At 62.6% G+C, this 24,269-nt stretch carries 28 protein-coding genes and 2 riboswitches; of the genes, 9 read left to right on the forward strand and 19 right to left on the reverse strand.

Going from position 1 to position 24,269, the window contains the following annotated elements:
• Nucleotides 1–67 precede the first annotated feature (67 nt).
• Genes ACYP01_RS19715 through ACYP01_RS19725 form a run of 3 tightly spaced genes read right to left on the reverse strand, consistent with a single transcriptional unit; the run spans nt 68 to nt 1,619 of the window.
• Entirely contained in the window at nt 68–415 is a 348-nt protein-coding gene (locus ACYP01_RS19715) for a YidH family protein (protein ID WP_003944317.1), read from the reverse strand.
• Nucleotides 412–885: an RDD family protein gene (locus ACYP01_RS19720; RefSeq protein ID WP_003944375.1), complete on the reverse strand. Its 474-nt coding sequence runs from the start codon at nt 883–885 to the stop codon at nt 412–414. Before ACYP01_RS19720 ends, ACYP01_RS19715 begins: the two co-directional genes overlap by 4 nt.
• The gene (locus ACYP01_RS19725; RefSeq protein ID WP_003944326.1) at nt 885–1,619 is read right to left on the reverse strand and encodes a hypothetical protein; all 735 of its coding nucleotides are present in this window, start codon (nt 1,617–1,619) and stop codon (nt 885–887) included. Before ACYP01_RS19725 ends, ACYP01_RS19720 begins: the two co-directional genes overlap by 1 nt.
• A gap of 115 nt (nt 1,620–1,734) precedes the next feature.
• Here ACYP01_RS19725 and ACYP01_RS19730 point away from each other — a divergent pair, with 115 nt between their 5' ends.
• Nucleotides 1,735–2,676 (forward strand): alpha/beta hydrolase, encoded by a 942-nt coding sequence (locus ACYP01_RS19730; RefSeq protein ID WP_003944347.1) that lies wholly within the window; start codon nt 1,735–1,737, stop codon nt 2,674–2,676.
• Nucleotides 2,677–2,706: 30 nt separating this feature from the next.
• On the opposite strand, the gene ACYP01_RS19735 is transcribed toward ACYP01_RS19730, so the two are convergent.
• The 16 genes from ACYP01_RS19735 to ACYP01_RS19810 form a co-directional block, all read right to left on the reverse strand.
• Entirely contained in the window at nt 2,707–3,072 is a 366-nt protein-coding gene (locus ACYP01_RS19735) for a nucleoside deaminase (RefSeq protein WP_075832552.1), read from the reverse strand.
• Between the two features lie 28 nt (nt 3,073–3,100).
• Nucleotides 3,101–4,243 carry an LLM class flavin-dependent oxidoreductase gene (locus ACYP01_RS19740; RefSeq protein ID WP_063314815.1) on the reverse strand — a complete coding sequence of 381 codons (1,143 nt, stop codon included), beginning with the start codon at nt 4,241–4,243 and terminating at the stop codon, nt 3,101–3,103.
• Nucleotides 4,240–5,064 carry a DUF1684 domain-containing protein gene (locus ACYP01_RS19745; protein ID WP_162114465.1) on the reverse strand — a complete coding sequence of 275 codons (825 nt, stop codon included), beginning with the start codon at nt 5,062–5,064 and terminating at the stop codon, nt 4,240–4,242. Before ACYP01_RS19745 ends, ACYP01_RS19740 begins: the two co-directional genes overlap by 4 nt.
• On the reverse strand, nt 5,061–6,431 hold the full coding sequence (locus ACYP01_RS19750) for an NtaA/DmoA family FMN-dependent monooxygenase (RefSeq protein WP_459681889.1): 1,371 nt from the start codon (nt 6,429–6,431) through the stop codon (nt 5,061–5,063). The genes ACYP01_RS19745 and ACYP01_RS19750 overlap by 4 nt, the downstream gene beginning before the upstream one ends.
• Nucleotides 6,432–6,455: 24 nt before the next feature.
• The gene (locus ACYP01_RS19755) at nt 6,456–7,574 is read right to left on the reverse strand and encodes an LLM class flavin-dependent oxidoreductase (protein ID WP_459681892.1); all 1,119 of its coding nucleotides are present in this window, start codon (nt 7,572–7,574) and stop codon (nt 6,456–6,458) included.
• Nucleotides 7,561–9,183, reverse strand: a complete 1,623-nt coding sequence (locus ACYP01_RS19760; protein WP_459681894.1) for a dipeptide ABC transporter ATP-binding protein — start codon at nt 9,181–9,183, stop codon at nt 7,561–7,563. The genes ACYP01_RS19755 and ACYP01_RS19760 overlap by 14 nt, the downstream gene beginning before the upstream one ends.
• The gene (locus ACYP01_RS19765) at nt 9,180–10,070 is read right to left on the reverse strand and encodes an ABC transporter permease (RefSeq protein WP_459681897.1); all 891 of its coding nucleotides are present in this window, start codon (nt 10,068–10,070) and stop codon (nt 9,180–9,182) included. The genes ACYP01_RS19760 and ACYP01_RS19765 overlap by 4 nt, the downstream gene beginning before the upstream one ends.
• On the reverse strand, nt 10,063–11,061 hold the full coding sequence (locus ACYP01_RS19770; protein WP_003944382.1) for an ABC transporter permease: 999 nt from the start codon (nt 11,059–11,061) through the stop codon (nt 10,063–10,065). The genes ACYP01_RS19765 and ACYP01_RS19770 overlap by 8 nt, the downstream gene beginning before the upstream one ends.
• Before the next feature lie 2 nt (nt 11,062–11,063).
• Nucleotides 11,064–12,701 (reverse strand): ABC transporter substrate-binding protein, encoded by a 1,638-nt coding sequence (locus ACYP01_RS19775; protein ID WP_003944291.1) that lies wholly within the window; start codon nt 12,699–12,701, stop codon nt 11,064–11,066.
• A 139-nt stretch (nt 12,702–12,840) separates the two neighbouring features.
• A complete protein-coding gene (locus ACYP01_RS19780; protein WP_019749498.1) occupies nt 12,841–12,945 on the reverse strand; it encodes a putative leader peptide in 105 nt (34 codons plus the stop codon).
• Nucleotides 12,939–13,033: riboswitch (SAM riboswitch) on the reverse strand. (Overlaps the previous gene by 7 nt.)
• 17 nt (nt 13,034–13,050) lie before the next feature.
• Nucleotides 13,051–13,641, reverse strand: coding sequence for a GNAT family N-acetyltransferase (locus tag ACYP01_RS19785; RefSeq protein ID WP_050768581.1), 591 nt, complete (start codon nt 13,639–13,641; stop codon nt 13,051–13,053).
• 8 nt (nt 13,642–13,649) lie between these two features.
• Complete coding sequence (locus ACYP01_RS19790; protein WP_459681903.1) at nt 13,650–14,759, reverse strand: FAD-dependent oxidoreductase; 1,110 nt, start codon at nt 14,757–14,759, stop codon at nt 13,650–13,652.
• Between the two features lie 10 nt (nt 14,760–14,769).
• Nucleotides 14,770–15,741: an ABC transporter substrate-binding protein gene (locus ACYP01_RS19795; RefSeq protein WP_007726832.1), complete on the reverse strand. Its 972-nt coding sequence runs from the start codon at nt 15,739–15,741 to the stop codon at nt 14,770–14,772.
• A 34-nt stretch (nt 15,742–15,775) separates the two neighbouring features.
• A complete protein-coding gene (locus ACYP01_RS19800; protein WP_050655070.1) occupies nt 15,776–16,561 on the reverse strand; it encodes an amino acid ABC transporter ATP-binding protein in 786 nt (261 codons plus the stop codon).
• Nucleotides 16,558–17,532, reverse strand: coding sequence for an amino acid ABC transporter permease (locus tag ACYP01_RS19805; RefSeq protein WP_003944440.1), 975 nt, complete (start codon nt 17,530–17,532; stop codon nt 16,558–16,560). Before ACYP01_RS19805 ends, ACYP01_RS19800 begins: the two co-directional genes overlap by 4 nt.
• A 110-nt stretch (nt 17,533–17,642) precedes the next feature.
• Nucleotides 17,643–17,720, reverse strand: coding sequence for a putative leader peptide (locus ACYP01_RS19810; protein ID WP_350318888.1), 78 nt, complete (start codon nt 17,718–17,720; stop codon nt 17,643–17,645).
• 7 nt (nt 17,721–17,727) lie between these two features.
• Nucleotides 17,728–17,822, reverse strand: a riboswitch (SAM riboswitch).
• Between the two features lie 199 nt (nt 17,823–18,021).
• Between ACYP01_RS19810 and ACYP01_RS19815 the strand changes: the two genes are divergently transcribed.
• The 8 genes from ACYP01_RS19815 to ACYP01_RS19850 form a co-directional block, all read left to right on the forward strand.
• Entirely contained in the window at nt 18,022–18,789 is a 768-nt protein-coding gene (locus ACYP01_RS19815) for a sulfite exporter TauE/SafE family protein (protein ID WP_003944404.1), read from the forward strand.
• A 37-nt stretch (nt 18,790–18,826) separates the two neighbouring features.
• Nucleotides 18,827–19,642 carry an HAD-IIA family hydrolase gene (locus ACYP01_RS19820; protein WP_003944345.1) on the forward strand — a complete coding sequence of 272 codons (816 nt, stop codon included), beginning with the start codon at nt 18,827–18,829 and terminating at the stop codon, nt 19,640–19,642.
• A gap of 290 nt (nt 19,643–19,932) precedes the next feature.
• Nucleotides 19,933–20,490: an alternate-type signal peptide domain-containing protein gene (locus ACYP01_RS19825; protein WP_047269467.1), complete on the forward strand. Its 558-nt coding sequence runs from the start codon at nt 19,933–19,935 to the stop codon at nt 20,488–20,490.
• Nucleotides 20,491–20,494: 4 nt separating this feature from the next.
• Nucleotides 20,495–21,061 carry a hypothetical protein gene (locus tag ACYP01_RS19830; RefSeq protein WP_404650019.1) on the forward strand — a complete coding sequence of 189 codons (567 nt, stop codon included), beginning with the start codon at nt 20,495–20,497 and terminating at the stop codon, nt 21,059–21,061.
• Nucleotides 21,058–21,702: a signal peptidase I gene (locus ACYP01_RS19835; RefSeq protein WP_214514580.1), complete on the forward strand. Its 645-nt coding sequence runs from the start codon at nt 21,058–21,060 to the stop codon at nt 21,700–21,702. The genes ACYP01_RS19830 and ACYP01_RS19835 overlap by 4 nt, the downstream gene beginning before the upstream one ends.
• 28 nt (nt 21,703–21,730) lie before the next feature.
• Nucleotides 21,731–22,288 (forward strand): SipW-dependent-type signal peptide-containing protein, encoded by a 558-nt coding sequence (locus ACYP01_RS19840; RefSeq protein WP_190287650.1) that lies wholly within the window; start codon nt 21,731–21,733, stop codon nt 22,286–22,288.
• Between the two features lie 5 nt (nt 22,289–22,293).
• Nucleotides 22,294–23,895, forward strand: coding sequence for a signal peptidase I (locus ACYP01_RS19845; RefSeq protein WP_459681909.1), 1,602 nt, complete (start codon nt 22,294–22,296; stop codon nt 23,893–23,895).
• Nucleotides 23,895–24,269, forward strand: a 375-nt coding sequence (locus ACYP01_RS19850; RefSeq protein WP_459681912.1) for an alternate-type signal peptide domain-containing protein, incomplete at its 3' end; no start/stop codon positions are given. The genes ACYP01_RS19845 and ACYP01_RS19850, both read left to right, overlap by 1 nt.

Below are 24,269 nucleotides of genomic sequence, written 5' to 3' on the forward strand. Positions count from 1 at the left end.
TACTTCTCTGACATGCTTCACGTTCTTTGCAGACTATCCAGACACCGCTCGGACTTCTCTGCGTATCTCAGCGAGCGAGGCTGGTGACCACCGTTGCCACGCCGGCTGCGACGGCAACCCCGGCCAGTGCCAGTGCAAACAGCCACAATGCGTGCGGTTCCGGCATCGCCGCTCCGTCCTCGAGCGCCTTCTTCACCTGTAGCCAGCGTCGCATACCTACCAGTGCGGCTGCCGCCGCGAGTGCGATCAGGGTCAGACCGAGAGTCGTGCGAACCCACCCGGTACTCCATTCCGGTACCAACTGGACGACGGCGATGCCTCCGGCCAGCAGGGCGAGTGAGCTACGCATCCAGGCGAGGAAGGTGCGCTCGCTGGCAAGGGTGAAGCGCTCGTCCGGGCGGTTCGGTTCACTCATGCGTGCTCACCTCCGTGCGGTGCCACCAGATCCGGGTCCTGACGCCAGTCGTAGACGACCTCGGTGCGCAGAACGATGTCCTGCAACGATCGTCGTCGTCGATCGACCGCCGACCACAGCAATCCGAAGGCGAAGAGCACGCAGAGCACCGCACGGATGAAGGCCAACGGCCAGCGCACGAGGCGATGCCCGGACGTGATCACCCGCAGCCCCATCACGAGGGACCCGACGGTCCGACCGGTGGTCGCCCAGCAGGCGGTCAGATACGCCACCGAGACACCGAGAAATGCCGTCGTGGACAGGAAGATTCCCGGTTCCGAGAAAGTGAAACTCTGTGGCGAGAAGAGCAGTCGGACGAAGGCGAAGCCCACGTACACGGAACCCATCAGGAGCAGGACGACGCCCAGGTCGATCAGTCCGGCGAGTCCACGGGTGACGATGCCGGCTGGGCCGGAACTCTCCTGGGCCACTAGCGTTCGCCTGCGTTCGTCTTCGGATCGGTCTCTGTCGACGGTTTTTCTGGTGACGGTTTATCTGATGACGGTGCGTTGTCGCGGCCGAAGAGTCGCCCGACGAAGCCGGCGACAGCGTCGTCCGCCTGCATGCCCTGCACTCGAGCTCCGTGCACGGCTTCCGTGGAGAGTGAACCGGTCGATTCACGAATCATCTGGGGCAGGTCGACGCCCTCGATGACCTGGTCGGCGATCTTGACGAGGTCGATGCGGTTGACCTGGCGTTCGAGGTCGACCGTGTCGACTATCCCGTCGAGATCGAGGCGATCGATCACCGCTTTGACGTCGAGGCGGCTTGCGATCTCGTCCACGTCGACCCGGTCGATGATCGGTTCGAGCGAGACCCGTTCGGCAATCTTGTCCACGTCGATGTTCTCGGCGATCTTGTCGATGTCCACGTGGTCGACGACGATCTTGGTGATGTCGACTTCGGACAGAGCAGCGTCGACGACAGCTTTGATCACCGTCCGCAAGGTCGAGTCGGCGAACTCCACGGTCGAGTGCATCGCTTCCGTGCCGCGAGTGGTGACCTGGGTGATCGCGCCGTCGAGTGCGTCACCGACGACAGGGATCCGCTGCACGGAATCAAGTGCGAGACCAGCGGTTCTGCGCGCCGCACCAGCCGTGATCGCGGCCAGCCCGAAGGCCAGCCGAATCACGTCGGATTCGGGGTGGTGCGACTGCGATCCCACGCAATTGTCTCCATCTTCTTATACGACTGTTATCCGGACATTCGTCACTCCTCTTCGCATTGTGCCACTGTTGGAAGGCACAAATACGCTGTCCGGCTTGCGCCTGGGGGGAAATATGAAGACACGTCGTTTCACGGTTCGGCTGACGATGGCGGTGGCCATGGCCGCCGGCTTTCTCGGCCTCAGCGCGCCGACCGCGAGTGCGGATTCCGTGGTCAGTCGCATCGACGTCTACTCCCCCTCGATGGACCGCTGGATCGCCAACGACGTGATTTCGCCGGCCGGAGGAGGCCCGGCCCCGACCTTCTATCTGTTGACCGGTGTCGGCGGCGGCGAGGACGGGATCTCGTGGTTCAACAACACCGGAGTTCGTGACTTCTTCGACGACAAACACGTCAACGTGGTCATGCCGGTCGGCGGCAAGTTCAGCATGTACACCGACTGGAACGCCGACGATCCGGTGCTGGGCCGTAACAAGTGGCAGACGTACCTCACCAAGGAACTACCGGCGGCGGTCAACGCTCGGTACAACACGACCGGTGTCAACGCACTCGGTGGTGTGTCGATGGCAGGCGGACCGGTTCTGGACCTCGCGATCCAGTCGCCGGGCACCTACCGCGCAGTCGGCTCGTACAGCGGCTGTCCGCGCGCCGGCGACCCGCTCGGCCAGGCAGCGGTGCGCTCGATGGTCGAGATACTCGGCGGCGGCAACGCGGCCAACATGTGGGGGCCGTGGGGTAGCCCGCAGTGGGCGGCGCACGACCCGTTGATCAACGCCGAGAAACTGCGTGGCACAGCGCTGTTCATCTCGACCGGCAACGGCCTTCCCGGCCCGGTGGACGGAATCAACTCATTGGCGATGGCCGCCGGCGTCGTTCCCGGCGCGGTCCTCGAAGGCATCACCAACATGTGCACCGCTGCCCTGCAGGGGCGATTCGGTCAGCTCGGCATTCCCGCGACGTTCAGCTTCCGACCCGAAGGCACCCACACCTGGGGGCTCTTCGAAGCCGACATGCGCGCGTCGTGGCCGATGATCGCGGGCGCTATCGGGGCGTGAGCCTCACGGCCCTCCTTACAAGCCATGGCGTCAGGTGAGACTGCGCGCCCAGTCCCGCATCCCGGCGGGGCCAGTGCCGGTGGCGTATTCAGCGAACCACACCCGGGTCACACCGAGTGTGATCGCGGCACCCATGCACATGAGACAGGGTTCGAGATTGACCGCCAATGTCAATTCACCGGACGCTCGAGTGAATCCGAGAGCCTCGTCGGCCTGCAAGAGCGCTTGAAGGTCCGCATGGACTACCCGTCGGCCGAGTGCCCGTTCTTGCGTATACGCCCGCCCGAGCACACGGTCGTCGTCGAACACGACTGCGCCGATCGGCATCTCCCCGAGCTCCATGCCCTCACGCGCTACGTCAAGAGCAACCGCAAGGGCATCTCGAGGTGAAAACATCACTCGACACTAATGGACCAAGGCAAACTCACGCTGCCAGTAGTGCGGGTAGTCCCCATTCCTTGGCAAGCAGCTCGTACGAGCGCAGACGATCCTCGTGCCGATGGGTCACCCCGGTGATTACCAATTCGTCCGCTCCGGTGAGCTTCTGCAAACTGTCGAGCCTGTCGGCGACGGTAGACGGTGAACCGACGAACTGCGTGATCAGCCGATCCTCCACCACTGCTTTGTCGGCGTCGGAAAGTGGGAGCGCTGTCGCGGGATCGGGGTACGGGATGGCGCCGTGTCCGCTGCGAATGCTGTGCGTCCAGTGCCCGAACGTGGACGCCAACTCTCTCGCCGTCGCATCGTCTTCCGCAGCAACAACATCCGCGGAGACGACGACATACGGCTCCGACAGGACTGCCGACGGTCGGAATGCTGCACGGTATGCCTCGACGGCATCGAGCGTACTCGAGGGCGCCACATGGTAATTCGCACCGAACGGCAATCCGAGTCGTCCGGCGAGCTCGGCACTGGGGCCCGCACTGCTTCCGAACACCCACAGTTCGACGTCGGCATTCTCGCCGGGACTGGCGTGCAATTCGATGCCGTCGCGGGTTCTGTAGGTACCGTTCAGGAGCGAGCGTATGTCGTCGACCTGCTGCTTGAAATCGGGCGCCTGCGCGCCCGGAAACGCCAATGCCTCGAACGACGCCTGCAACCGCGGTGACGTGAGAAGACCGGTTGGATCGAAGGGTGCCGGGATCACGACGCCGTCGCGTACGACGTTCTCTCGCTTCGATTCTGCCGGCGCAGGCGTTCCGGCAGCGACGGCGCGAAGTGCCTCCACCCGACGCTGTCCGCTGCGCCCGATACCGAGATCGATACGACCCGGATACAACGCTTCGACGGTACCGAAGGCCTCGACCACCTGAGCCGCCGTGTTGTTGCCCAGCAGCACGGCGGCCGAGCCGACACGAATGGTGTTGGTGGCGGCCGCGATCAGCCCGACAAGCACTGCTGGCGACGAAGAGGCAACACCGACGAAGTGGTGTTCGGCGACCCAGTAACGCTTGTATCCCCACGCTTCGGCAGAACGAGCGAGGTCCAGCGAGTTCCGCAAAGCCTGGCGGGCCGTTCCGCCCTCACTGATCGGCGAGAGGTCGAGTACGGACAGCGGCGCGCTCACCTCGGTCCGCTTTCGGAGCGGGTGTCCGGTGTCTTCTCGCCGGCTTCCACCGCGAACGCCAGGCGGTTCTCGGCGGGGGCCACCGGGCACGTCGCGTAATCGGTGAACGCGCAGGGCAGGTTCGACGCCCGATTGAAATCGAGGACTACCGCGCCACCGGGTTCAGGTGCGCTCACGTGCAGCGAGCGTGCGGCCGGGTAGGTGGACACACCACTGGTCGCGTCGGTGAACAGGATGTGAAAGCCGTTGTCCTTGCCCGCGAACGCAATCAGCGTATACGTTGCACCGTCGTGTTCGAAGCTGATGGTTCCTCGGGCGTCGTGATGATGCTCGAGGCGCTCGACGACCGCGCCCGTCGTCACCGTGCGAGCCTCCTCGAAAGCTGTGAAGACACCCTCGATGCGCCACTGCGGGTTCGGCTCGAAGGTCGGGATACCACTGAACTGCGCCAATGCCGGGGCCGACGAATCGTGGATCCGCAGAGCCACCTCGCCGGTGCGGCGGATGACCTCGACCAACCGCGCGCCCTGCTTGACGATCAGTCCCGGCGCCCCCTCGATCGGATTCAGAGTGGCCGAACCGTCCACTGCGACGCCGTCGATCGAGAGGTCGTCTGCGGGCGTCGCGGTGACGACAACGGCATTCGCGTCGGCGCGCCATGCACCGGGCAGGTCCGCGAAGGTGGAATCGGTGTCCACCAGCCAATGCAACGCAGTCAGGCTCAGCCAGCCGAGGGGTTCGCCGAAGGTGGCGTCGCGCGAGGCGTGCCAGGCATTCCAATCGCCGGTGAAGGTGCTGGTGGAAGTGTCGGTAACGGTCATGATGCGCGGACTCCTTCAGCCTGCTCGTGCGGGTGGCGCAGCCCGAGATGGCTGCGCAGGGTGGTTCCTGAGTACTCGGTCCGGAAACTGCCGCGGTCCTGAAGTTCCGGTACGACGGTGTCGATGAACTCGTCGAGGCCCGCGGGGGTGATGTGGGGAACGAGGATGAATCCGTCGCTCGCGTCGCCCTGGACGTAGGTGTCGATCTCGGCAGCCACCTCCGCTGCACTACCCACGAACTGTTGGCGGGCAGTCACTTCGATGATGAGTTCACGGATGCTGAGGTTTTCGGCCTCGGCCTTGGCACGCCACTGATCTGCGACCGCTCGCGGATCCTTGACGTGGCGGACGCGTCCGCGGGTGATGTTGACGTCGTCCGACGGATCTTCCTTCGGCAACGGGCCGTCGGCGTCGTACTGGGAAAGATCTCTGCCCCACACCTGTTCGAGAAAAGCGATGGCAGTCTGGGGCCCGACCTGCTGCCGCCGGATGTGATACGCCTTCTCCTGTGCGTCCGCGGCGTTGTCACCGAGGACGAAGGTGGCGGCGGGGAGAATCTTGAGGTCTGCGTGCGTGCGTCCGTACTTGGCCAGGCGTCCCTTCACGTCGGCGTAGAACGCCTTGCCTGCTTCGAGCGTTCCGTGCCCGGTGAAGATGGCGTCCGCCTTGGCAGCGCCGAACTCGCGTCCTTCGTCGGAATCACCTGCCTGCAACAGAACTGGGTGCCCCTGCGGACTCCGAGGAACTTCGAAGCGCCCGGTGATGTCGAACTGCCTGCCGGAGTGCTGGAACTGGCCGACCTGCTGGTCGGTGGCGAAAACACCGCGCTCACGGTCGACGATCGGACGGTCGACGCTCCAGCTGTCCCACAGCGTCCGTACTGCGTCGACCAACTCGTTGGCGCGTGCATACCGCTCGGAATGCTCCAGATAGCCACCGCGGCGGAAGTTCTCGCCGGTGAAGGCGTCCGAGGAGGTGACCAGGTTCCAGGCGGCGCGGCCGTCGGAGAGATGATCGAGCGTCGAGAACTGCTTGGCCAACTCGTACGGTTCGTTGAACGTGGTGTTGATCGTCCCGGCCAGGCCGAGATGCGTTGTCACACCGGCAACCGCATTGAGAATGCTGAAGGTGTCCGGGCGACCGACTACGTCGAGGTCGTGAATTTTGCCCTGATGCTCGCGCAGGCGCAAACCCTCTGCGAGGAAGAAGAAGTCGAACAATCCGCGTTCGGCACTGCGGGCGAGATGCTCGAACGAGCTGAACTCGATCTGACTCTTGGACGCCGGATCGGTCCACACCGTGGTGTTGTTCACGCCGGGAAAGTGAGCGCCCAGATGAACTTGCTTGCGAATCCTGTTCTGTGTCATCGGTGTTCCTGTTCTCTACTCGCGCTACGCGAACTGATTGACGGGCAACTGGAAGCCCAACCGCTCGCGCAGCGTCGGGGCGGTACTCGGTCGCGGATTGAGAGTTGGCACTACGTCCGTCGCGATCTTCTCCACGGCGGCGGCCAGCGCCAGTGGACGCAGAACCACACCGTCGACCCCGGCCAGCCCACCGATCTCACGCAGCAGCGCAGTCAAACCCGCGCTGTCACCGCGATAGAACAGCGAGTGCGGGGCATACGGCGCTCCCGCCCATTCCTCGAGTTCCGCCAAAGCGTCGTCGGCGGCACCGCGATCGGCGCCGAGGAGCACGTCGACGTCGAGGAGAACCCGCACGCTGCGCCCGAGGGCGGCGGCACTCGCGTGGACCAGCTTGGCCGTAGTTTTGGCCTCGGCGAGATCGGTTGCCGAGATCCGAATCAGATCTCCGCGCGCAACAGCGAGCTCGCGTGCCTCCGGCCTGCTCGCGTCGACGGCGATCAGCGGCTGCCCCTGCGGGGAGCGCGGCGTGATGGACGGGCCCTTGACGGAAAAGTTCTTTCCCTCGAAGTCGATGTAGTGCAGCTTGTCCCGATCGATGAATCGTCCGCTCGCAGCGTCACGTATCTCGGCGTCGTCCTCCCAGCTGTCCCACAGCCGACTGACCACCTCGACAGCCTCGGACGCTTCCTCCCACGCAGACTCAGGACCCTGCACTGTCTTTCGGCCGAACAACGCCGCCTGCTCGGCGGTGTCGGACACCGCGACCTGCCAACCGGCCCGCCCAGCAGACGAGTAGTCGATACTCGCGACGGCCTTGGAAATGTGGAACGGCTCGGTGTGCGTGACTGTCGCAGTGGGGATCAGACCGATGCGCGAGGTCACGGCACTCAGCCGCGCCGCAGTTGCCACCGCCTCCAATCTCCCGCGCACTGCGTGCCGGCCTTCGGATTGCAGTCCGAACGAGTCAGGGAGGAACGCCAGATCCACCCCACCCCGATCCGCGGTGGTCACCAGGTCCACCCAGTACGACGGTGTGAACAGATCTTCGGCGCGTGAGTCCTCGCGTCGCCAGGAGTACGGATGAGCTCCGGTGCCCTCGAATTCGAGACCGACCAGGAATGCTCCGGAACTACGCTCGGACATGTTCGGCCTTTCGTGTCGAATGATCCCGCCCGGGGATCGCGTCGAGAAGTGTGCGTGTGTACTCGTTTCGGGGATTGTCGAAAATCTCGGTGGTAGTGCCGATTTCGAGCAATCGCCCGGCCTGCATGACGCCGACGACGTCGCTGATCTGGCGAACAACCGCCGGATCGTGGGAAATGAAGAGATAGGTCAGGCCCAGTTCTCGCTGCAACTCGTCGAGTAGCGCCAGAATCTGCGCTTGCACCGAGACGTCGAGAGCGGACACAGGTTCGTCGAGAACGAGCAGGTCCGGCTTCAACGCGAGCGCACGAGCGATCGCCACCCGTTGACGCTGGCCGCCCGAGAGTTCGGCCGGTTTGCGGCTCAGGAACTGCTCGGGAAGTGCAACCTGATCGAGCAACTCTGCCGCACGAGTCTGCTGCTGGCTGCGTCCACCAACCTTGAAGGCCCGCAGCGGCTCCGCAACGATGTCCTGGACGGACAATTTCGGGTCGAGTGATGCATAGGGGTTCTGGTACACGAGCTGGATCTTTCGGCGCAGCTCACGCAGGTCGCTGCCCTTGACCTTCGTGATGTCGTGTCCGTCGAAGGTGATGGTGCCTGTGTCCGCCTGCTCCAATCGCACGGCAATGCGTGCGGTGGTCGACTTGCCGGAGCCCGACTCCCCCACCAACGACACCGTCTGACCCCTCGGAACAGTCAGCGACACTTCGTTCACCGCGGTGATCGAACTCCCGCGTCCGACGTTGAAGTGCTTGGTGATTCCCGTCAGGGTCAGCAGCGGGCTGGTGTCCTGGCGGACCGGGCGAACGACTGGTCCCGAGGACAGGCTCGGCGCAGAGCTCAGAAGTTTCTTCGTGTACTCGTCTCGCGGGTTGTCCAGAATATCCGCGGTGCGGCCGGATTCGACGATCATGCCGCCCTGCATCACCAGGATCCGGTCCGCGCGGTCTGCGGCCACACCCAGGTCGTGCGTGATCAGAAGCACGGCGGCACCGGATTCGGCGATTCGCTCGTCCAAGTGGTCGAGGATGCGTCGTTGAACCGTGACGTCCAGAGCACTGGTCGGCTCGTCGGCGATGACGAGGGCCGGGTTCGCGACAAGCGCGATACCGATCAGAACTCGTTGCCGCATACCGCCGGAGAGCTCGTGTGGGTACTGGCGTGCTCGGATTTCCGGCCGGTCGATACCCGCACGCTCGAGCACCTCGACGGCGTCCAACCGGGCTTTGCGGCGGTCTGCGAGGCCGTGGATCCGGAGGACTTCTGCAACCTGGTCGCCGATCCGGGTCACCGGGTTGAGCGAGGTCGTCGGATCCTGCGGCACCAAACCGATACGCGCGCCGCGGATTCGCTGCCACGCACGGTCGGAATACGAGTCGATCTGTTCACCCTCGAACTCGACGGTCCCGCCGGTGGCGTGGCCACTGCCGGCGAGCAGACCCAATATCGCGTGGGCCGTGGTCGACTTACCGGAACCCGATTCCCCGACCACCGCAACTACTTCGCCGCGGCCGACGGTGAAGCTCACGCCGGATACCGCGGGCTCGGCGCCGTAGGCGATCTGTAAGTCGGTGACGGAAAGCAGCTGTTCTTCGGTCGTGCTCATCGCCGGTTGTTCCTTTCGATCTCGTGGCCGATACGGTGTGCCGAGATGACCACGGCGACAATCGCGAGACCGGGAAGTGTGGTCATCCACCAGGCATTGGCGAGGAAATTACGTCCCTCGGATACCAGCGATCCCCATTCCGGGGTAGGCGGAACGGCGCCGAATCCCAAGAAGCTCAGAGCCGACACCGCCAGTACTGCCTGCCCGAACTCGACAGCGGACAGCGCGACCACCGGCGCGTAGGAGTTGGGAAGCACGTGCCGACGCAGGACACCGAGCCACTGCACACCCGAACTGAACGCGGCCTCGACGTACTGAGCGCCGCGCACCCGCATCACTTCGGCACGCATCACTCGCGCGAAATTGGCGACCATGCTGACGCCGACCGCGATGGCGACGTTGATGGTGCCGAAGCCGAGTGCGGTCACCAGTGCCAACGAGAGCAGCAGCGCCGGAATGGACAGCAGCACGTCGACGATGCGCATCAGCACGGCGTCGACGACGCCACCGACAAAGCCCGCGAGCAAACCGATTATCGATCCCGCCACCAATGCGATTCCGACCGCCACCAAGGTTGCGGTCAGGGACAGCGCGGCGCCGTGCACGAACCGTGTGTACAGGTCACGTCCGAGATTGTCGGTTCCGAACCAGTGAGCCAGGCTCGGGCCCTGCAGTTTGTCCGCCGGGACACCGGACAACGGATCGCCGCTGGCAAAGAATCCGGGTGCGACGGCAAAGCCGATGGCAAGCAACACGATCAACACCGGAATCACCAAGCTGGGCTTTCGGATCCAGCCGATGGCCGTGGACTTTCGGCGCGAAACAACAGGTGCCTTCGCCTCGACGGTCGGATCGAGGAGTAGGGGTTCGATCAATGTGTCAGACATGAGCCGGCTCCAGATCGGTCGAGCTTTCGGTATTCGACTTTTCGGTGTGACTCTTCTTCGTCTGGATGATCCGTGGATCTATCAAGGGGTAGAAGAGGTCGACCGCGAGGTTGACGAGCACGAACACGAGAGAGGCGAACACAACGACTCCCTGCACCACCGGGATGTCCTGCGCCATCACCGACGTCTGTGTCAGACGGCCGACGCCCGCGCGAGAGAACACCGTTTCCACAACCACCGAGCCCGCCAGCAGCGTGCCGACCAGTACACCGGCGATGGTGAATGCCGGAATGCTCGCCAGTCGCAACGCATGACGGGTCTGCACGCGCCAGCGGCTGGCGCCCTTGGCATACGCAGTCTCCACGTGCGGCGAACGCAGCGTCGACTGCAGGCTGGTCGTGAGTACCTGCGCGATCACCGCGCCGGTCGGGATCGCCAAGGTGATCGCCGGAAGAATCACCGTTGCGAATCCCTTGTCTCCGAAAGCGGGGAAGATGTGCAGACGGAACGAGAACAGCTGCAGAAGAATCAGGCCAACCCAGAAGGTAGGCACCGCCACACCCAGCGGCGGCAGTGAGAACAACAGATTCGCGAGCCACCGCTTGCGGGTGTAGGTAGCGAAGAACGCGATCGCCACTCCGAACAACACGGCCAGAACCAAAGCGGTAGTTGCCAAGACCAGAGTGCTCGGCAGCGCCGAGAAGATGGCATCCGTCACCGACTGACCGGTGGAGATGGACGTACCGAAATCGCCGCGAAGAGCATTCGTCAGCGACGTCCAGTACTGCACCCACACCGACTGGTCCAAGCCGTACCGTGCCCGAAGCTGATCGAGCGCAGCCTGATCCACTGCAACACCCTGACCGGACGAGTCGGCAGCCATGCTGACGGGATCACTGGGCAGGAGGAACAGAATCACGAACGAGATGGTGAAGGCGGCCCACAGAACCACTGCGGCCTGGCCCAGTCGGGTGAGTACGTATCGAGTCATGATTACTTACCCGACAACCATGCGTCGTAGAACTGCAGGCGCGAGGAGGCTTCGAAGTTCAGGTCCTGCACACTCGATCCGGCGCCGATGGCCTGCGAGAGCTCGATGGTGGGGATGGAGAGTCCACGGTCGAGGATCAATTCCTGTGCGGTGGATACCAGTTCGCCGCGTTGGCCGTTGTCCGTGGCTGCAAGCTGGTCTGTGAGTACCTTGTCGAGCTCCGGATCTGCGCCGCGACGGTTCAGGTTGCGGCCTTCGGTGCTGAACGATGCCCGCAAGATGTCGGCGTCCGCGCGAGTGCTGTTGTAATACAGCGAATCGTAATCACCCGATACTCCCTTCTCGGTCCATTCACCGTTCGAGACCAGGTTGAGCTGCAGGTCGACGCCGACCTTCTTGAGCTGCTGCTGCACGAGCTCGAGGATGGCCTGGTTACCCGAGAACACCGGACTGAAGGTGACGCTGAAAGTGAGCTTCTGCCCGTCCTTCTCGCGGATACCGTCGCTGCCGGTCTTCCAACCAGCCGCGTCGAGGAGTTTCGCCGACTTGTCGGCGTCGTACGTCACGACACTGGATTCGTCGCTGTAGAGCGGAGTGGTGTGAGCCAGCGGGCTCGTGGCCGGGAAGAACGACGGATCCAGAACGGTGTCGACGAGTTCTTGGCGGTTGATCGCGGGAATGATGGCCTGACGAACAGCCTGATCAGCGAGAACGCCGCGACTGACGTTGGGCTGGAAGAAGAAGCTCACACCCGGGTTCGGCCTTGTGAGGATTCGTCCACCCGCGCCTTCGATTTGCGGCGCATCCTGCGGAAGCGCATCGCTGACCGCATCGAGCTGGCCGGAGGCCACGCTGCCGGCCCGCACACCGGATTCGGGAACCACCGTGAAGTCGACGCCATCGAGGTACGCCTCGCCCTGATGCGCGACCGCATCCGAGGCCCAGTTGTATCCCGCACGCTTGGCGATCTTGACGCTCTTGTCCTGCTGCCAGTCGGTGTACACGAACGGTCCGGAGGCGATCACCGCTGCACCGGGGCAGCGCTGCTCGGATGCCAGCGCGGTGGTGGAATCGGCGAGGATTCCGAGCTGTGGCGTCGAAGTTGCTTGCAGGAACTGAACATTGGGTCCGGAGAAATTGATCTTCGCCGTGTGAGCATCTACGACGTCGGTACCGGTGTACGAGGACAGGTAACTCTTCGCCAACGACGCGTTCGGTCCCAGGTTCTTGACCGAGTCGAAGGTCTTCTTCACCGAATCCGCCGTCACCGGTGTGCCGTCACTGAAGGTGGCGTCGTCGCGAAGGACGAACGTGAAGCTAGCGGCGTCGGGGCTGATCTCCCAGCTCTTGGCGAGCCACGGGGTGATCTCTCCGGTGTCGGGATTTTGATCGGTAAGCGAATCCACCACTGTCCGAGTGACATACACGGTCTGGTTACTGCCGGCCTGGGCCGGATCGGCGCACGTCGGCGCCTGCGACAGACCGTAGCGAAGGGTTCCGCCGGACTGGGCGGGGCCTGCGTCGGCAGCACTGTCACTCCCGCTGCTGCAGCCGGCGAGGACGGTGCCGAGAACCGAGACAGCACCGATACCGGCGATTACGGTCGCGCGTTTGCGGGCACCGAATGAGGGCGAAGACACCAAGAACTCCTAACGAGGCATGCCGAAGAGCGCACCCGTCGCCTGAGACGAAAGAGGCGATCGAGCACGAATCACTTGTGTGAGAAGAGAAAACAGACTTGTCGACGACTCGCCTGAGTGTGAATGACTGACCGAGAGGTCAGTTGGTACAGAAAGATCCCGCGGTGCGGCACAGGTCTACGTGACGACGCGACCAGGCGGTATCGAAACCGCCTTCGACTGCCTTCATTTCGTGTTCCTCCATCGGTCCTGGCGGTAGCACCCGCACCCGATCACTCGGGGGGTTGCTGCGACTTCAATGAGCCAGGTCTCTCGGTCGCTCTGGATGGTCGTTCGCAAGTGTACGAGGTCAAACCCGGGTGTTGTCAACCCGGTCGGTAGGAATTGCTGCTCGGGTCACATTTTCGAGGACCCGAAGCTGCTTTTCGAACGGGTGGATGCCCACCTCTTCGGGCGAGAGTGACGCGTCGTAAAGCGGTGTGTATCCACTGGACAGATACAGCGCGACGGCCTCCGGCTGCCGAGGACCCGTCGTGAGAAACACCCGGTTGTATCCACGAAGTTCGATCTCTCGTTCCAACTCGCGAACGACGGCCTTGCCGAGGCCGCGCTTCCGATAGTCGACCGATGTCCAGATTCTCTTCAGTTCGGCAGTGGTGGAATCGAATTGACGAAACGCACCACCGGCGATCGGCAGACCGTCGTGGGTGAGCACCAGAAGCGCACCCTGCGGGTAGGCAAATTCTTCTGCCGGATACGTCGTGAGATCCTCGAGCATCGCTTCGCGAGTCCCGCCGTAACGCGAACTGTATTCGAGTGCCAACTCTGCGATCAGTGGAGCTGCCAGGGGATCGTCCTGCGATACCGAATAGACCTCTACCGCTCCGATACCCTCGAGCTGCCGAGTTCCGAGCTCCAGTGCCACAACACTTTCCTCCATGAATCTGGTCAACGCTCCCCCAGCCTGAAAACTTCCGGAGCGATGGTGGTTCCGTCGACGAGGTCCGCCACAAGTTCACCCAAGGCCGGACCGAACTTGAACCCATGCCCCGAGAACCCCGCCGCCACTGTGACGGCGCCGACTCGGTCGATGACGAAGTTACTGTCCGGCGTGCTCGTGTACAGGCACGTGATCGACTCGACACGGGTGGAATCGACGCCGGGCAACCACGACTCGGCGTACTGGGCCAATCGCCGCTCTCCGTCGACGTCAGGGGTGTAGTCACGGGTCTGCGGAGTCACCACCGGCCCGGTCGCGTGTTCGCCGATCTTGATCCCGTCCTCGGAACCGAGCCCGTAGATCCCCGCGGTCTCCAATTCTGCGCCGGTGTGGTGAACGAAACTCGGCCACTCGACTCCGGGATCGAGCGGTGCGAAGTGTGCTGGTTGTTCCTGTGTCGTGCGCAGTGTCGGCAATACGATCTCGGAGCCGAGACCGCTGTCTGCGATCAGGTCCGCAGTCCACGCACCGGCCGCGATCACGACCTGACGAGCTGCGAGCGTTCCACTGTCCGTCACCACGTCCACGCCGTGGGACGCTCGCGCGAGTGCCAACACCCGAACATCGTGACGGACCTCGGCACCGGCAAACACCGCTCCCGCCTTCAGAGCGGTCACGGCGCGGTCCGCGTGCAACCGGCCTGCGTCGGGGTGATGGAGCACCGTGGTGTCGAATCGCAGCCCCGGCCAACGGGCGGACGCCTCGGCAGGGGTGAGGATCTCACCCTTGATGCCCGCCTCGCGAAGTATCTTCGCCTTGGACTGCACTGCCTGCGGCAGGCCGTGATCGACGGCACCGGTGAGTTCCAGGAACCCGATGTCCGTCGTGGTCTCCAACTCCCGCCACAGCGGCAGCGCGTCGGCCGCCAAACCTGTGTACAGGTGATTGTCGTACGCCTGCCGGTAGATACGCGAAGTACCGTGCGACGCACCGTGCTTGTGACTCGGCCCGAACTGTTCCAGCTGAACGACGCTACGTCCGCGTGCCGCGAGCCGCCAGGCGGCGGAGGACCCGACGAGTCCTCCGCCGATGACGATCACATCGAAAATCTCACTCATGGACGAGAGCTCACTTGGTCTTCGGAAGGCCGGGCGGGTTGATCAGGGACGTGTCGACGGCTTCGCTGGTGATGTTCCAGCGCTCGAGGATCTGCTGGTACGTGCCGTTCTCGATCGTGTGGTTGATCGCGTCGTTGATCGCCTTGATCAGGCCGTTGTCCTTCTTCACCAGCACCGCGATCTGCCCCTGCAGGGTGTCGCCGGCCCCGGAGAACTCTCCGACAACCTCGGTCTCCCCCGACTGCTTGGCGTGGAACTGCGACGACGGGTTCGGGCCGAAGTAGGCGTCGATCCGGCCGGACTGCAGCGGGAGGTAGTAGTCGGTGGTGTTCTGGTAGTAAGAGATGTCGGTAGGCGCCAGGCCGGCCGCGACGTTCTGCTCACTCCACTTGACCAGCAGCGCTTCCTGATTGGTGCCCGAGGAGACGGCGATCTTCTTGCCCGCGACGTCCTTGGGTTCCTTGATGGAGATTCCGGCACCCTTCTTGGCTTCGAAGGCGAGGGTGTCGAGACGGTAGGTCGCGAAGTCGTACTTCTCCTTACGCTCTTCTGTGACAGTCACATTGGAGAGGAAGGCGTCGGCCTCACCGGAGTCGATCCGGACGAAGTTCTGTGCCCAATCTGCTGTCTGCAGGTCGACCTTCAAGCCGAGAACGTCACCGATCAGATAGGCGAAGTCGGTCTCGGAACCGATGAGGGTGGTGTCGTCGTCGGCGTAGAAACGGAGCGGCGGAGCGGAACCGGCACTACCGGTGACGCGCAGCGTGCCACGATCGCGGATGTCCTGAGGTAGCTCGGCGGCGATGGAATCCACCTTGTCGGTGGTGATGCGGTTCTGATCGGCCGTGAGGTTGTAACCCGCAGCAGCGGTGACCTGGGCGCCGTCGGACTCGGCGTCCGCGCTGCTGCATGCAGCGCTGAGCAATCCGACGGTGGCAAGCGCCGAGATCAGAAAAGTCGCGCGACGGGATGTGGAGAACATCAATTTTTCCTTCCGGGAATGAGTCTGGGTCGCGTCAGAGGACGCGGGAGAGAAAGGCTTTGGTCCGTTCGTGGACCGGATTGTCGATCACCTGCGAAGGCGGGCCCTGTTCGACGATGACGCCGCCGTCCATGAAGACCGCAGTGTCCGCCACTTCCCGAGCAAATCCGACCTCGTGTGTGACGATCACCAAGGTGGCGCCGTCACGGGCCAGCTGAGCGAGGACTTCGAGAACCTCGCCCACCAGTTCCGGGTCGAGCGCCGACGTCGGCTCGTCGAAGAGAATGACCGCCGGCCGCAGTGCCAGCGCTCGCGCTATCGCGACGCGCTGTTGCTGGCCACCGGAGAGTTGGCGCGGATACTCGTCCGCCTTGTCGCCTACCCCCACTCGCTCGAGCAGCGCGCGGGCCTCGCGGTACACCTCGTCACGATCACGCTTCTGGGCCGAGAGCGGCGCTTCCACCACGTTTTCCAACGCGGTCAGGTGCGGAAACAGGTTGAAGTTCTGGAACACGAATCCGATGTGCGAACGCTGTTTCAGGATCTCGCGGTCACGCAGTTCGTGGAGTCGATTTCCCTTGCGCCGGTATCCGATCAGCTCTCCGTCGATCCGTACGGTTCCGCGGTCGACCTTCTCGAGGTGATTGAGGGTTCGCAGCAAGGTGGATTTACCGGAACCCGACGGACCGAGAATGACGGTCACTTCGCCCTTGCGGACCAGGAGATCAACGCCGGCAAGTACTTCCAAGGCACCGAAGGACTTGTGAATTCCGCGCGCTTCGACGGCATACACCGTCTCTTCGGCCAGTTCTGCGGTCATCGGGTCGCACCTCTCGGAATATCGAGACGCGCATCGCGAATCTCTTCGAACTTCTTGCGCGCCTTCTGTACCGGAGTCAACGGAAGCGCACGGGCGGATCCTCGTGCATAGTGGCGCTCCACGTAGTACTGACCGATCGAGAGCAACGTCGTGAGGATGATGTACCAGATCGTGGCGACCATCAGCAGGGGCACGACTCGTCCGTTGCGGCCGAAGATGACCTGCACCTGGTAGAACAGTTCGGCGATTGCCATGGTGGAGACGATCGACGTTCCCTTGAAGAGTCCGATGACCTCGTTGGCGGCGTTGGGGAGGATCGCTCGCATTGCCTGCGGGAGAACGATCTTGAAGAACTGGCGACTGCGCGGAATACCGAGCGAGTGAGCAGCTTCGATCTGACCGTGATCCACCGAGATGATTCCGGAGCGGATGATCTCGGCCGAGTATGCAGCCTGGTGCAGCGCCAAACCGATGACTGCTGCGGTGAATCCGCCGATCACACCGCTGACCTGGAAGGTGAAGAACTCGGGCCCGAAAGGTATTCCGAGAGAAAGCGTCTGGTACAGGTATGTGATGTTGAACCAGAAGAGCAGCTGCACGATGAGTGGAATCGAGCGGAAGGCCCAGATGTAGGTCCAGGCGATCACCTGCAGGACCGGGTTTTTCGACAACCGACCGAGTGCCAGGAAAACACCGAGACCGAATCCGAGGATCGTCCCCCACAGGGTCAGTTTGATCGTCATCCACAGCGCGGCGAGCACTGATTTCGCGGTGAAGTACTGCGCGAACGTCGGCCAGTCCCAGCCGGGGTTGACGACGAGCCCGTGGATGAACTGAGCAAGCAGGACCAGCACGACCGCACTGATCACCCAGCGCAACGGGTGCCAGGTGCGAGCGACGACAAGCTCCGAGTCGGGTAGTTGCGACTCGGACACCGACTTTTCGGGGCGGACATCGGTGGGCGCGCTCACGGCGCGCTACCTGACGGAGTGGACATCACGAATAGACCTTTCGGGGAAATGGGAACGCAGCTGTGTCCTCGAGTTGGTGAGCTCGAGTTGCGAAGACGACGAGAGTTCGGTCAGCGACAGTGACACGAAGCGGTGCGGCACAGATCGATGTGACGTCGCTTGTGCGCAGCGTGCGAAGTGGTACCCATGTGATGCCTTCCATCGGTCCTGGCGGTAGCACCCGCTCCCGATCACTCGGGGGGTTGCTGCGACGTCGACGAGCCAGGTCTCTCGGTCGCTCTGGATGGTGAGCAAAGACTAGACGCGAAATGTCGAGTCGTCAAATGTTGTATTTCCCTGCACTGCAAGGGAAATGAAGGGTCCACGATGTTGAAATCGCATTGATTCCAACGGTGTCCGCAGCCGCGTTCGGCGTGTTGAATGGAGCGTTCGAATGAAGACCGGGACCGCCGTCCGGACTGACTTTTCCTCTGCCGTACCGTCTGCGGAGTGAGTGGACTCGACGCTTTCTTCATCTTGTTGGCCGGTATCGGCGCGGGCGCGATCAACGCCGTGGTCGGCAGTGGAACGCTGATCACGTTTCCCACCCTGGTCGCCTTCGGCATGCCGCCCGTGACCGCAACCATGTCCAACGCGGTCGGGCTCGTCGCCGGCGGAGTTTCGGGTACCTGGGGCTACCGACGTGAGCTGTCCGGACAGTGGGATCGACTGAAGTGGCAGATTCCGGCGTCACTCGCCGGGGCACTACTCGGTTCGTGGTTGCTCATGCATCTACCCGAGAAACTGTTCGAGACCATCGTTCCGGTGCTGCTGGTCCTCGCTCTCGCGCTCGTCCTCCTCCAACCACGCATCCAGGCGTGGGCCAAGAAGCGTTCCACCGAAGAAACGACGCTGTCCACCAAGAGGCTGATGCTCCTGACCGCCGGCACTTTTGCAGTCGGCATCTACGGCGGGTACTTCACTGCCGCGCAGGGCATCCTTCTCATCGGTGTGATGGGTGCCATCCTCCCGGAAACCCTCCAGCGCATGAACGGCGCGAAGAACCTGCTGTCGCTGCTCGTCAACATCGTTGCAGCAGGGATGTACATCACTCTGGCATTCGATCAGATCAATTGGGCAGCAGCCGGTTTGATCGCCGTCGGCTCACTCGGTGGTGGCGTTCTCGGTGCCCGCTACGGACGGCGCCTGTCCCCCACTGCACTGCGCTACACGATTGTCGTCGTCGGCCTGATCGGACTGTGGCGCCTTCTCGCTTGACCGCCCACATCGGGCGCCACCCGCACATACTGGAGTAATGACCAGTACAGAAGATCAGACCGGTTGGACCTACCTCATGGACATGGACGGGGTTCTCGTCCACGAGGAGCACTTGATACCTGGAGCGGACACGTTCCTGGCAGAGCTGGCGTCGAACGACATCCCGTACATGGTGCTCACCAACAACTCCATCCGCACCCCGCGTGACCTGCGAGCACGCCTGCTCAATTCGGGACTCGACATCCCGGAGAAGTCGATCTGGACGTCAGCGCTCGCAACCGCGACGTTCCTGGCCAACCAGCGGCCGGGCGGCAGCGCCTACGTGGTCGGCGAATCGGGCCTGACCACTGCCCTGCACGACATCGGTTACGTCCTGACGGACAGCGACCCCGACTACGTCGTCCTCGGCGAGACGCGAACGTACTCCTTCGAGGCAATCACCACCGCCATTCGCCTGGTCGAGCGTGGATCGCGGTTCATCGCCACCAACCCGGACGCCACTGGACCGTCGCGAGACGGCTCGCTGCCGGCCACCGGCTCGGTCGCCGCTCTCATCACCAAGGCGACCGGACGCGATCCCTACTACGTCGGCAAGCCCAACGCCTTGATGATGCGCTCAGCCCTGCGGTCCATCGGCGCTCATTCCGCCAATACGTTGATGATCGGCGACCGCATGGACACCGACATCGTCTGTGGCCTCGAAGCCGGACTGCAGACGATTCTGGTGATGACCGGGATCTCGACCCGCGCGTCGGTAGAGCTCTACCCCTACCGCCCGACCATCGTCCTCGAGTCGGTCGCCGATCTTGTGGGAACAACAACCGATCCATTCCGTAGCAACACAAACAATTGATTCAAATTGCAAAACAAAACCGAAACTCGGTAATTAACTGGTAAAAAACAGCAGATTTGCCAGGTTCCGACTCGTCCGCTTTGTCCAACTGAACAAACCAACGGTTTTATTCGCACCAAACTTACAAACGAGTAGTTAGACGCAGGTCAAAGATCATTTCGACACCGAGTGACAGTTGGACTCCAGTCGTAAAATTGATTTTTCGAAAAGTGGTAACGAATCGTTTGCCGTGTCTGATACTCATGTCTGAATGGCCCCATTTCGGGTCCCAGACATGAAATGAGATTTTCATGAAGAAGCAGACCAAGGGTGCGATCGCTGCTGCGGCGGCCGGTGCCCTCCTCCTCGGCGGTGCCGGCTCGCTCGCAGTCTGGAGCGATTCGGCCGACGTCAGTGGCGGCGGGCCCGTCACGTCCGGCGCCCTCGACCTGAGCTCTTGCGCACCGGTCGGCGGGGGTTGGAACTCCCTCAACCCGACGAAGACCGCGATCACCAACATCTCGGCCTACCGCATCGTCACGACCGAAAGCATCGAATACACCTGCGACGTCACTGTGACCGCAGTGGGCGATCGTCTCGCGGCTGTTCTGACCGCTGATACGGCCGGAATCGTTCCGGGTGCGAACAGCGCCGAGCTTGCCGCTGCTGTCGTGCCCGTGACGACAATCAAGGACACTGGTGGCAACCCGATTTCGCAGATCACCAAAGCCCAGAACGGAACGATCGTCCACGTCGGAGTCCGGCTGAACTTCAACGAGGTGGCCAATCAGGTCGCGCAGAACCAGTCGCTGAACTTGTCGGCGATGAAGTTGGTCGTCACTCAGACAGCACTGACACCGGCCCCGTAATTTCATGAGGAAAAAGGTCTGGGGAGCGATCGCAGTCGCGGTGGCTGCTGTAGCGGTGTTCGCATCGTCGCAGCAGTCGCTCGCGCTGTGGTCCGATTCGGCGAGCGCGAATGGCGGTACGGCGACAGCCGCCAGCGTCAACCTCACGGTTGGTACATCTGCCGGAACCAGTGCGGCGTACACCCTGGCGAACTTGACGACGGCCGCGACGCCCGTTGTCCCGGGAAACACGGTGCAAGCACCGCTCACCGTCAAGAATTCGGGGACTGATCCTCTGCAATGGCGAATGCAGTCGACGACCGCACTTACGGGATTCACGTTGACCACGTACGGAGTCGCCAACGAAGGCGCCTGCCCGACCGGCGTGAACACGGCAGCTCCTGCCGTTCCATCCCTGATGTCAGCACCGATGACCGCGTCGCTGCAGCACCCGGTTTCACCGGCGTACATGCCGGATCCGCTCGTGCCTGGCGGCACCTACGTCTTGTGTCTGCGGCTCGCGGTGGACTCTGGTGCGGTCTCCGGTCAAACGAACAAGGCCACCTTCACGTTCCAGGCAGGTCCGGTATGACAAAACACTCGACCAAACGCGGTGAACGTACCGGCCCTCTGTGGTGGGTCACCTCTATCGTCAGTTGGACACTGCTGCTGGCAATTTCGGCAGTCATCGTCGCAACCATTGTCGTTCCCTTCTTTGCCGGAGCACAGCGCTTCACGATTCTGACCGGTTCGATGCGCCCGACGTACAACCCTGGATCACTGGTAGTCGTCAAACCTGTCGATCCGTCCGAACTGGGGATCGGTACACCTATTACGTACCAGCTGGAATCGGGTCAGCCGACCGTCGTCACGCACCGGATCATCGCCACAAGTGAAAACCAGAAGGGTGAAAGAACTTTCATCACCCAGGGCGATGCGAACGGTGAGCCTGACGAGAAGGAAGTACGGCCGGTGCAGATCCGGGGAAAGGTCTGGTACAGCCTGCCTTATCTCGGTTACGTGAACACCTGGCTGACGGGAGAGCAGCGCACCGTGATCGTGGTGATCGTAGTGACCGCTCTACTGCTGTACGCGTCGTACATGATGATCAGCGGCATCCGTGACGGCCGGAAGGAGCGAGCTCGAGCCCGATTGGCTCCTGACCCTGCAACTTTCGCGCCCGCAGACTCCGCCCAGATCGAGAAAGGCCAGCACGATGCCCTCGCGCCCTGACCGTCCGGCCCATCGGATTCGTCACCTGTTGACCAGCACGCGTTTTCGCGCGCTGCTCGCGCTGGGGATGGTGCTTGGTGTCGGCGGAGTGACCACGCTCGCGGCCTGGACGTCTTCCGCCACGGCAACCTCGGGCAACATCACGACGGGTTCTATCAATCTGCAGTTGAACAGCACCGCCCAGCCCACCCTGACCAAGTCCCTGAATTTCAGTGAGCTTGGCAAGTCCGGAATGATTCCCGGTGATTCGAACACCGCTCTGATCAAGGTCAACAACCTGGGCACAGCGGCAACTGTCCCACTGAAGTACACGATCACGTCTACGAGTAGCGGTGCGTTGACGACTTCTCTACGAATGACGGTTTCCTCCAACGGAACTGTTGCCAACAAGTGCACTGACGGCGCCAACGTTGTGTCCTCGCTCGCGCTGACACTCACCGCGAATCAAGCCATCGGTAGCCCCGACCGCCCACTGGCGGTCGGGGCTACCGAGAATTTATGTGTCTCGGTGCAGCTTCCGACAACACCGACACCGCCGACGAACAGCACGTCGAACATCGTCCTGACCTTCACGGCAAAGGTGTGATGGCAATGGCTCGACACACGAAAAAACATGCAAAGGCCTCGATGCAGAACCGGGTACGGGAAGTCCTGCTCAGCCTGGGAGCCCTCGCAGGCTTGGTATCCATCATCATTTTCATCGCCGGTCTGGCTTTCGGTATCACCCCGCTGATCTTTCGGAGTGGATCGATGTCACCCACGATCGATACCGGTGCTCTCGCATTCGCGCGCACCGTGCCTGCTTCGGAAGTGCTGGTCGGTGACATCGTCAGCGTCTCCGACAGCCAAGGCACGCGCATCACCCATCGTGTGGAATCAATAGATCAGCAGGGCAACAACCTTGCCGTCGCACAACTGCGTGGTGATGCAAATCCGATCGCCGATCCCGATCCCTACGTCATCACCGAAGCCGATCGCGTCTTCTTCAGCATCAACCGCCTCGGATACGTGGCAGTCTGGCTGTCCGGACCGAGTGGGCTTGTGCTTGGTGCGATTGCCGTCGGCGGGCTCCTGTACATCGCGTTCCGTCGACGTGAGGCTTCCGACGCGGAGGAACCTCAGCGGGATCGTCAGGACATACGCGGCGACTCCCATGCCCTCAAGGCCATCGTCGCCTTGGCTACGGTCGGTCTCACGGTGGTCGGTGTGTCCCAGATCGGTGGTACCAAGGCGGGGTACACCGACACAGCCGCGGCAACAAGCATTCAGTTCGGCACTGCTGCAACCTTTCCCACGTCGCCAAGCACAGCCAGTTGCGCGGTGAATTTTGCGCTCGTTGTTCCGGTCGCAGTAACGATCACTTGGCCCGCGACTGTCGGAAGCTCATACCGCCTCATCGCTCGCGACGCCAGCGGAAACCTTTTGGGGTCGAACGACTACACCGCAACGTCTACTACAGGCTCCATGAGATACGGCTCGGGCGGTACAACAGTCGCGTTCCCGCTCATAGTCGGCACCTACAACATCGAAATCCATGGACTGAGCGGCACGTCGGTCACGCCGTCGTACTCCGGCTACCAATTCAGCATTCTCGTCGGCCTGCTCTACTCGTGTGGCGGTCCGATCAGCGGGACATCTGCTCTCAGTCGATCGGCAGCGCCGGCACTGGCGGCAGACGCTCCGAGCACTCCTACTACGGCCGTCACTTCCACGACCGCCTCATCCACCACGCCCACCACGACATTGGCGCCGGCTGTGACAACCACCAGCACAACTGCACCGTCGACAACCACCAGCACAACTGCACCGTCGACAACCACCTCGTCACCGGCTACAACTACGGCGCCCCAGACGACGACCGCTACAACGACAACGACAACGACAACGGTGCCACCAACTACGACCACCCCGAGCGAGGTTCCCGTCGACGCCCCGGCGACCACGACCGGTCTCAGCGCCCAGAAGCTCTCGACTGCCAGCGGAACGGTTGTGTCCGTGTCGAATTCATCGGGCGCTGAGGTATATCGAGGTCCCGTTGACAGCGACGCTGTCCTGCATTGGCTCACCGGTACCGATCAGCTATACGTAATCACCCCTTCCGGAGTCACCGTCATCGACACGTCAACGGGAGACTGGGCCGAATCTCCTACCCCGAGCGAACTTCCGGACGAAATCAAGGCACTGGTGCCGTGATGAAGAAGACGACGAAGGCTGCAATGGCAGTCGCCGCGGCCGGAGCTGTATTGCTCGGCGGCTCGGGCACATTGGCGAAATGGACCGACAGTGCGACCCTGACAAGCGCCGCTGTCCAGTCCGGGACCCTGGATCTGGGAGCATGCGTGACCACGAACGGCGGCGGTTGGTATTCGCAGATCTACGTCAACGCACCCACTAACCCGAATCCACTCGTGCCTATCCCGAACATCACTACCTATCGACTCAAGCCTGGATTCAACTACACGTATTTCTGCGATTCGAGGGTCTTGGCCACCGGTCCCCGGTTGAGAGCCAATGTGACGGTCGACAAGACCAAGTTGAGTGGCGGGCTCGCAACCGCCGGTGTCGAT

The organism is Rhodococcus sp. no. 34, assembly GCF_054589475.1.

Bases quoted from the DNA above. Each gene is read 5' to 3' on its own strand.
- ACYP01_RS19835 (WP_214514580.1), top strand. From the start codon at position 21,058: ATGACAAAACACTCGACCAAACGCGGTGAACGTACCGGCCCTCTGTGG.
- ACYP01_RS19765 (WP_459681897.1), bottom strand. From the start codon at position 10,070: ATGTCTGACACATTGATCGAACCCCTACTCCTCGATCCGACCGTCGAG.
- ACYP01_RS19760 (WP_459681894.1), bottom strand. From the start codon at position 9,183: ATGAGCACGACCGAAGAACAGCTGCTTTCCGTCACCGACTTACAGATC.
- ACYP01_RS19755 (WP_459681892.1), bottom strand. From the start codon at position 7,574: ATGTCCGAGCGTAGTTCCGGAGCATTCCTGGTCGGTCTCGAATTCGAG.
- ACYP01_RS19750 (WP_459681889.1), bottom strand. From the start codon at position 6,431: ATGACACAGAACAGGATTCGCAAGCAAGTTCATCTGGGCGCTCACTTT.
- ACYP01_RS19735 (WP_075832552.1), bottom strand. From the start codon at position 3,072: ATGTTTTCACCTCGAGATGCCCTTGCGGTTGCTCTTGACGTAGCGCGT.
- ACYP01_RS19780 (WP_019749498.1), bottom strand. From the start codon at position 12,945: ATGGAGGAACACGAAATGAAGGCAGTCGAAGGCGGTTTCGATACCGCC.
- ACYP01_RS19790 (WP_459681903.1), bottom strand. From the start codon at position 14,759: ATGAGTGAGATTTTCGATGTGATCGTCATCGGCGGAGGACTCGTCGGG.
- ACYP01_RS19820 (WP_003944345.1), top strand. From the start codon at position 18,827: ATGACCAGTACAGAAGATCAGACCGGTTGGACCTACCTCATGGACATG.
- ACYP01_RS19785 (WP_050768581.1), bottom strand. From the start codon at position 13,641: ATGGAGGAAAGTGTTGTGGCACTGGAGCTCGGAACTCGGCAGCTCGAG.
- ACYP01_RS19715 (WP_003944317.1), bottom strand. From the start codon at position 415: ATGAGTGAACCGAACCGCCCGGACGAGCGCTTCACCCTTGCCAGCGAG.
- ACYP01_RS19845 (WP_459681909.1), top strand. From the start codon at position 22,294: ATGGCTCGACACACGAAAAAACATGCAAAGGCCTCGATGCAGAACCGG.
- ACYP01_RS19800 (WP_050655070.1), bottom strand. From the start codon at position 16,561: ATGACCGCAGAACTGGCCGAAGAGACGGTGTATGCCGTCGAAGCGCGC.
- ACYP01_RS19830 (WP_404650019.1), top strand. From the start codon at position 20,495: ATGAGGAAAAAGGTCTGGGGAGCGATCGCAGTCGCGGTGGCTGCTGTA.
- ACYP01_RS19795 (WP_007726832.1), bottom strand. From the start codon at position 15,741: ATGTTCTCCACATCCCGTCGCGCGACTTTTCTGATCTCGGCGCTTGCC.
- ACYP01_RS19810 (WP_350318888.1), bottom strand. From the start codon at position 17,720: ATGGGTACCACTTCGCACGCTGCGCACAAGCGACGTCACATCGATCTG.
- ACYP01_RS19730 (WP_003944347.1), top strand. From the start codon at position 1,735: ATGAAGACACGTCGTTTCACGGTTCGGCTGACGATGGCGGTGGCCATG.
- ACYP01_RS19825 (WP_047269467.1), top strand. From the start codon at position 19,933: ATGAAGAAGCAGACCAAGGGTGCGATCGCTGCTGCGGCGGCCGGTGCC.
- ACYP01_RS19745 (WP_162114465.1), bottom strand. From the start codon at position 5,064: ATGACCGTTACCGACACTTCCACCAGCACCTTCACCGGCGATTGGAAT.
- ACYP01_RS19770 (WP_003944382.1), bottom strand. From the start codon at position 11,061: ATGACTCGATACGTACTCACCCGACTGGGCCAGGCCGCAGTGGTTCTG.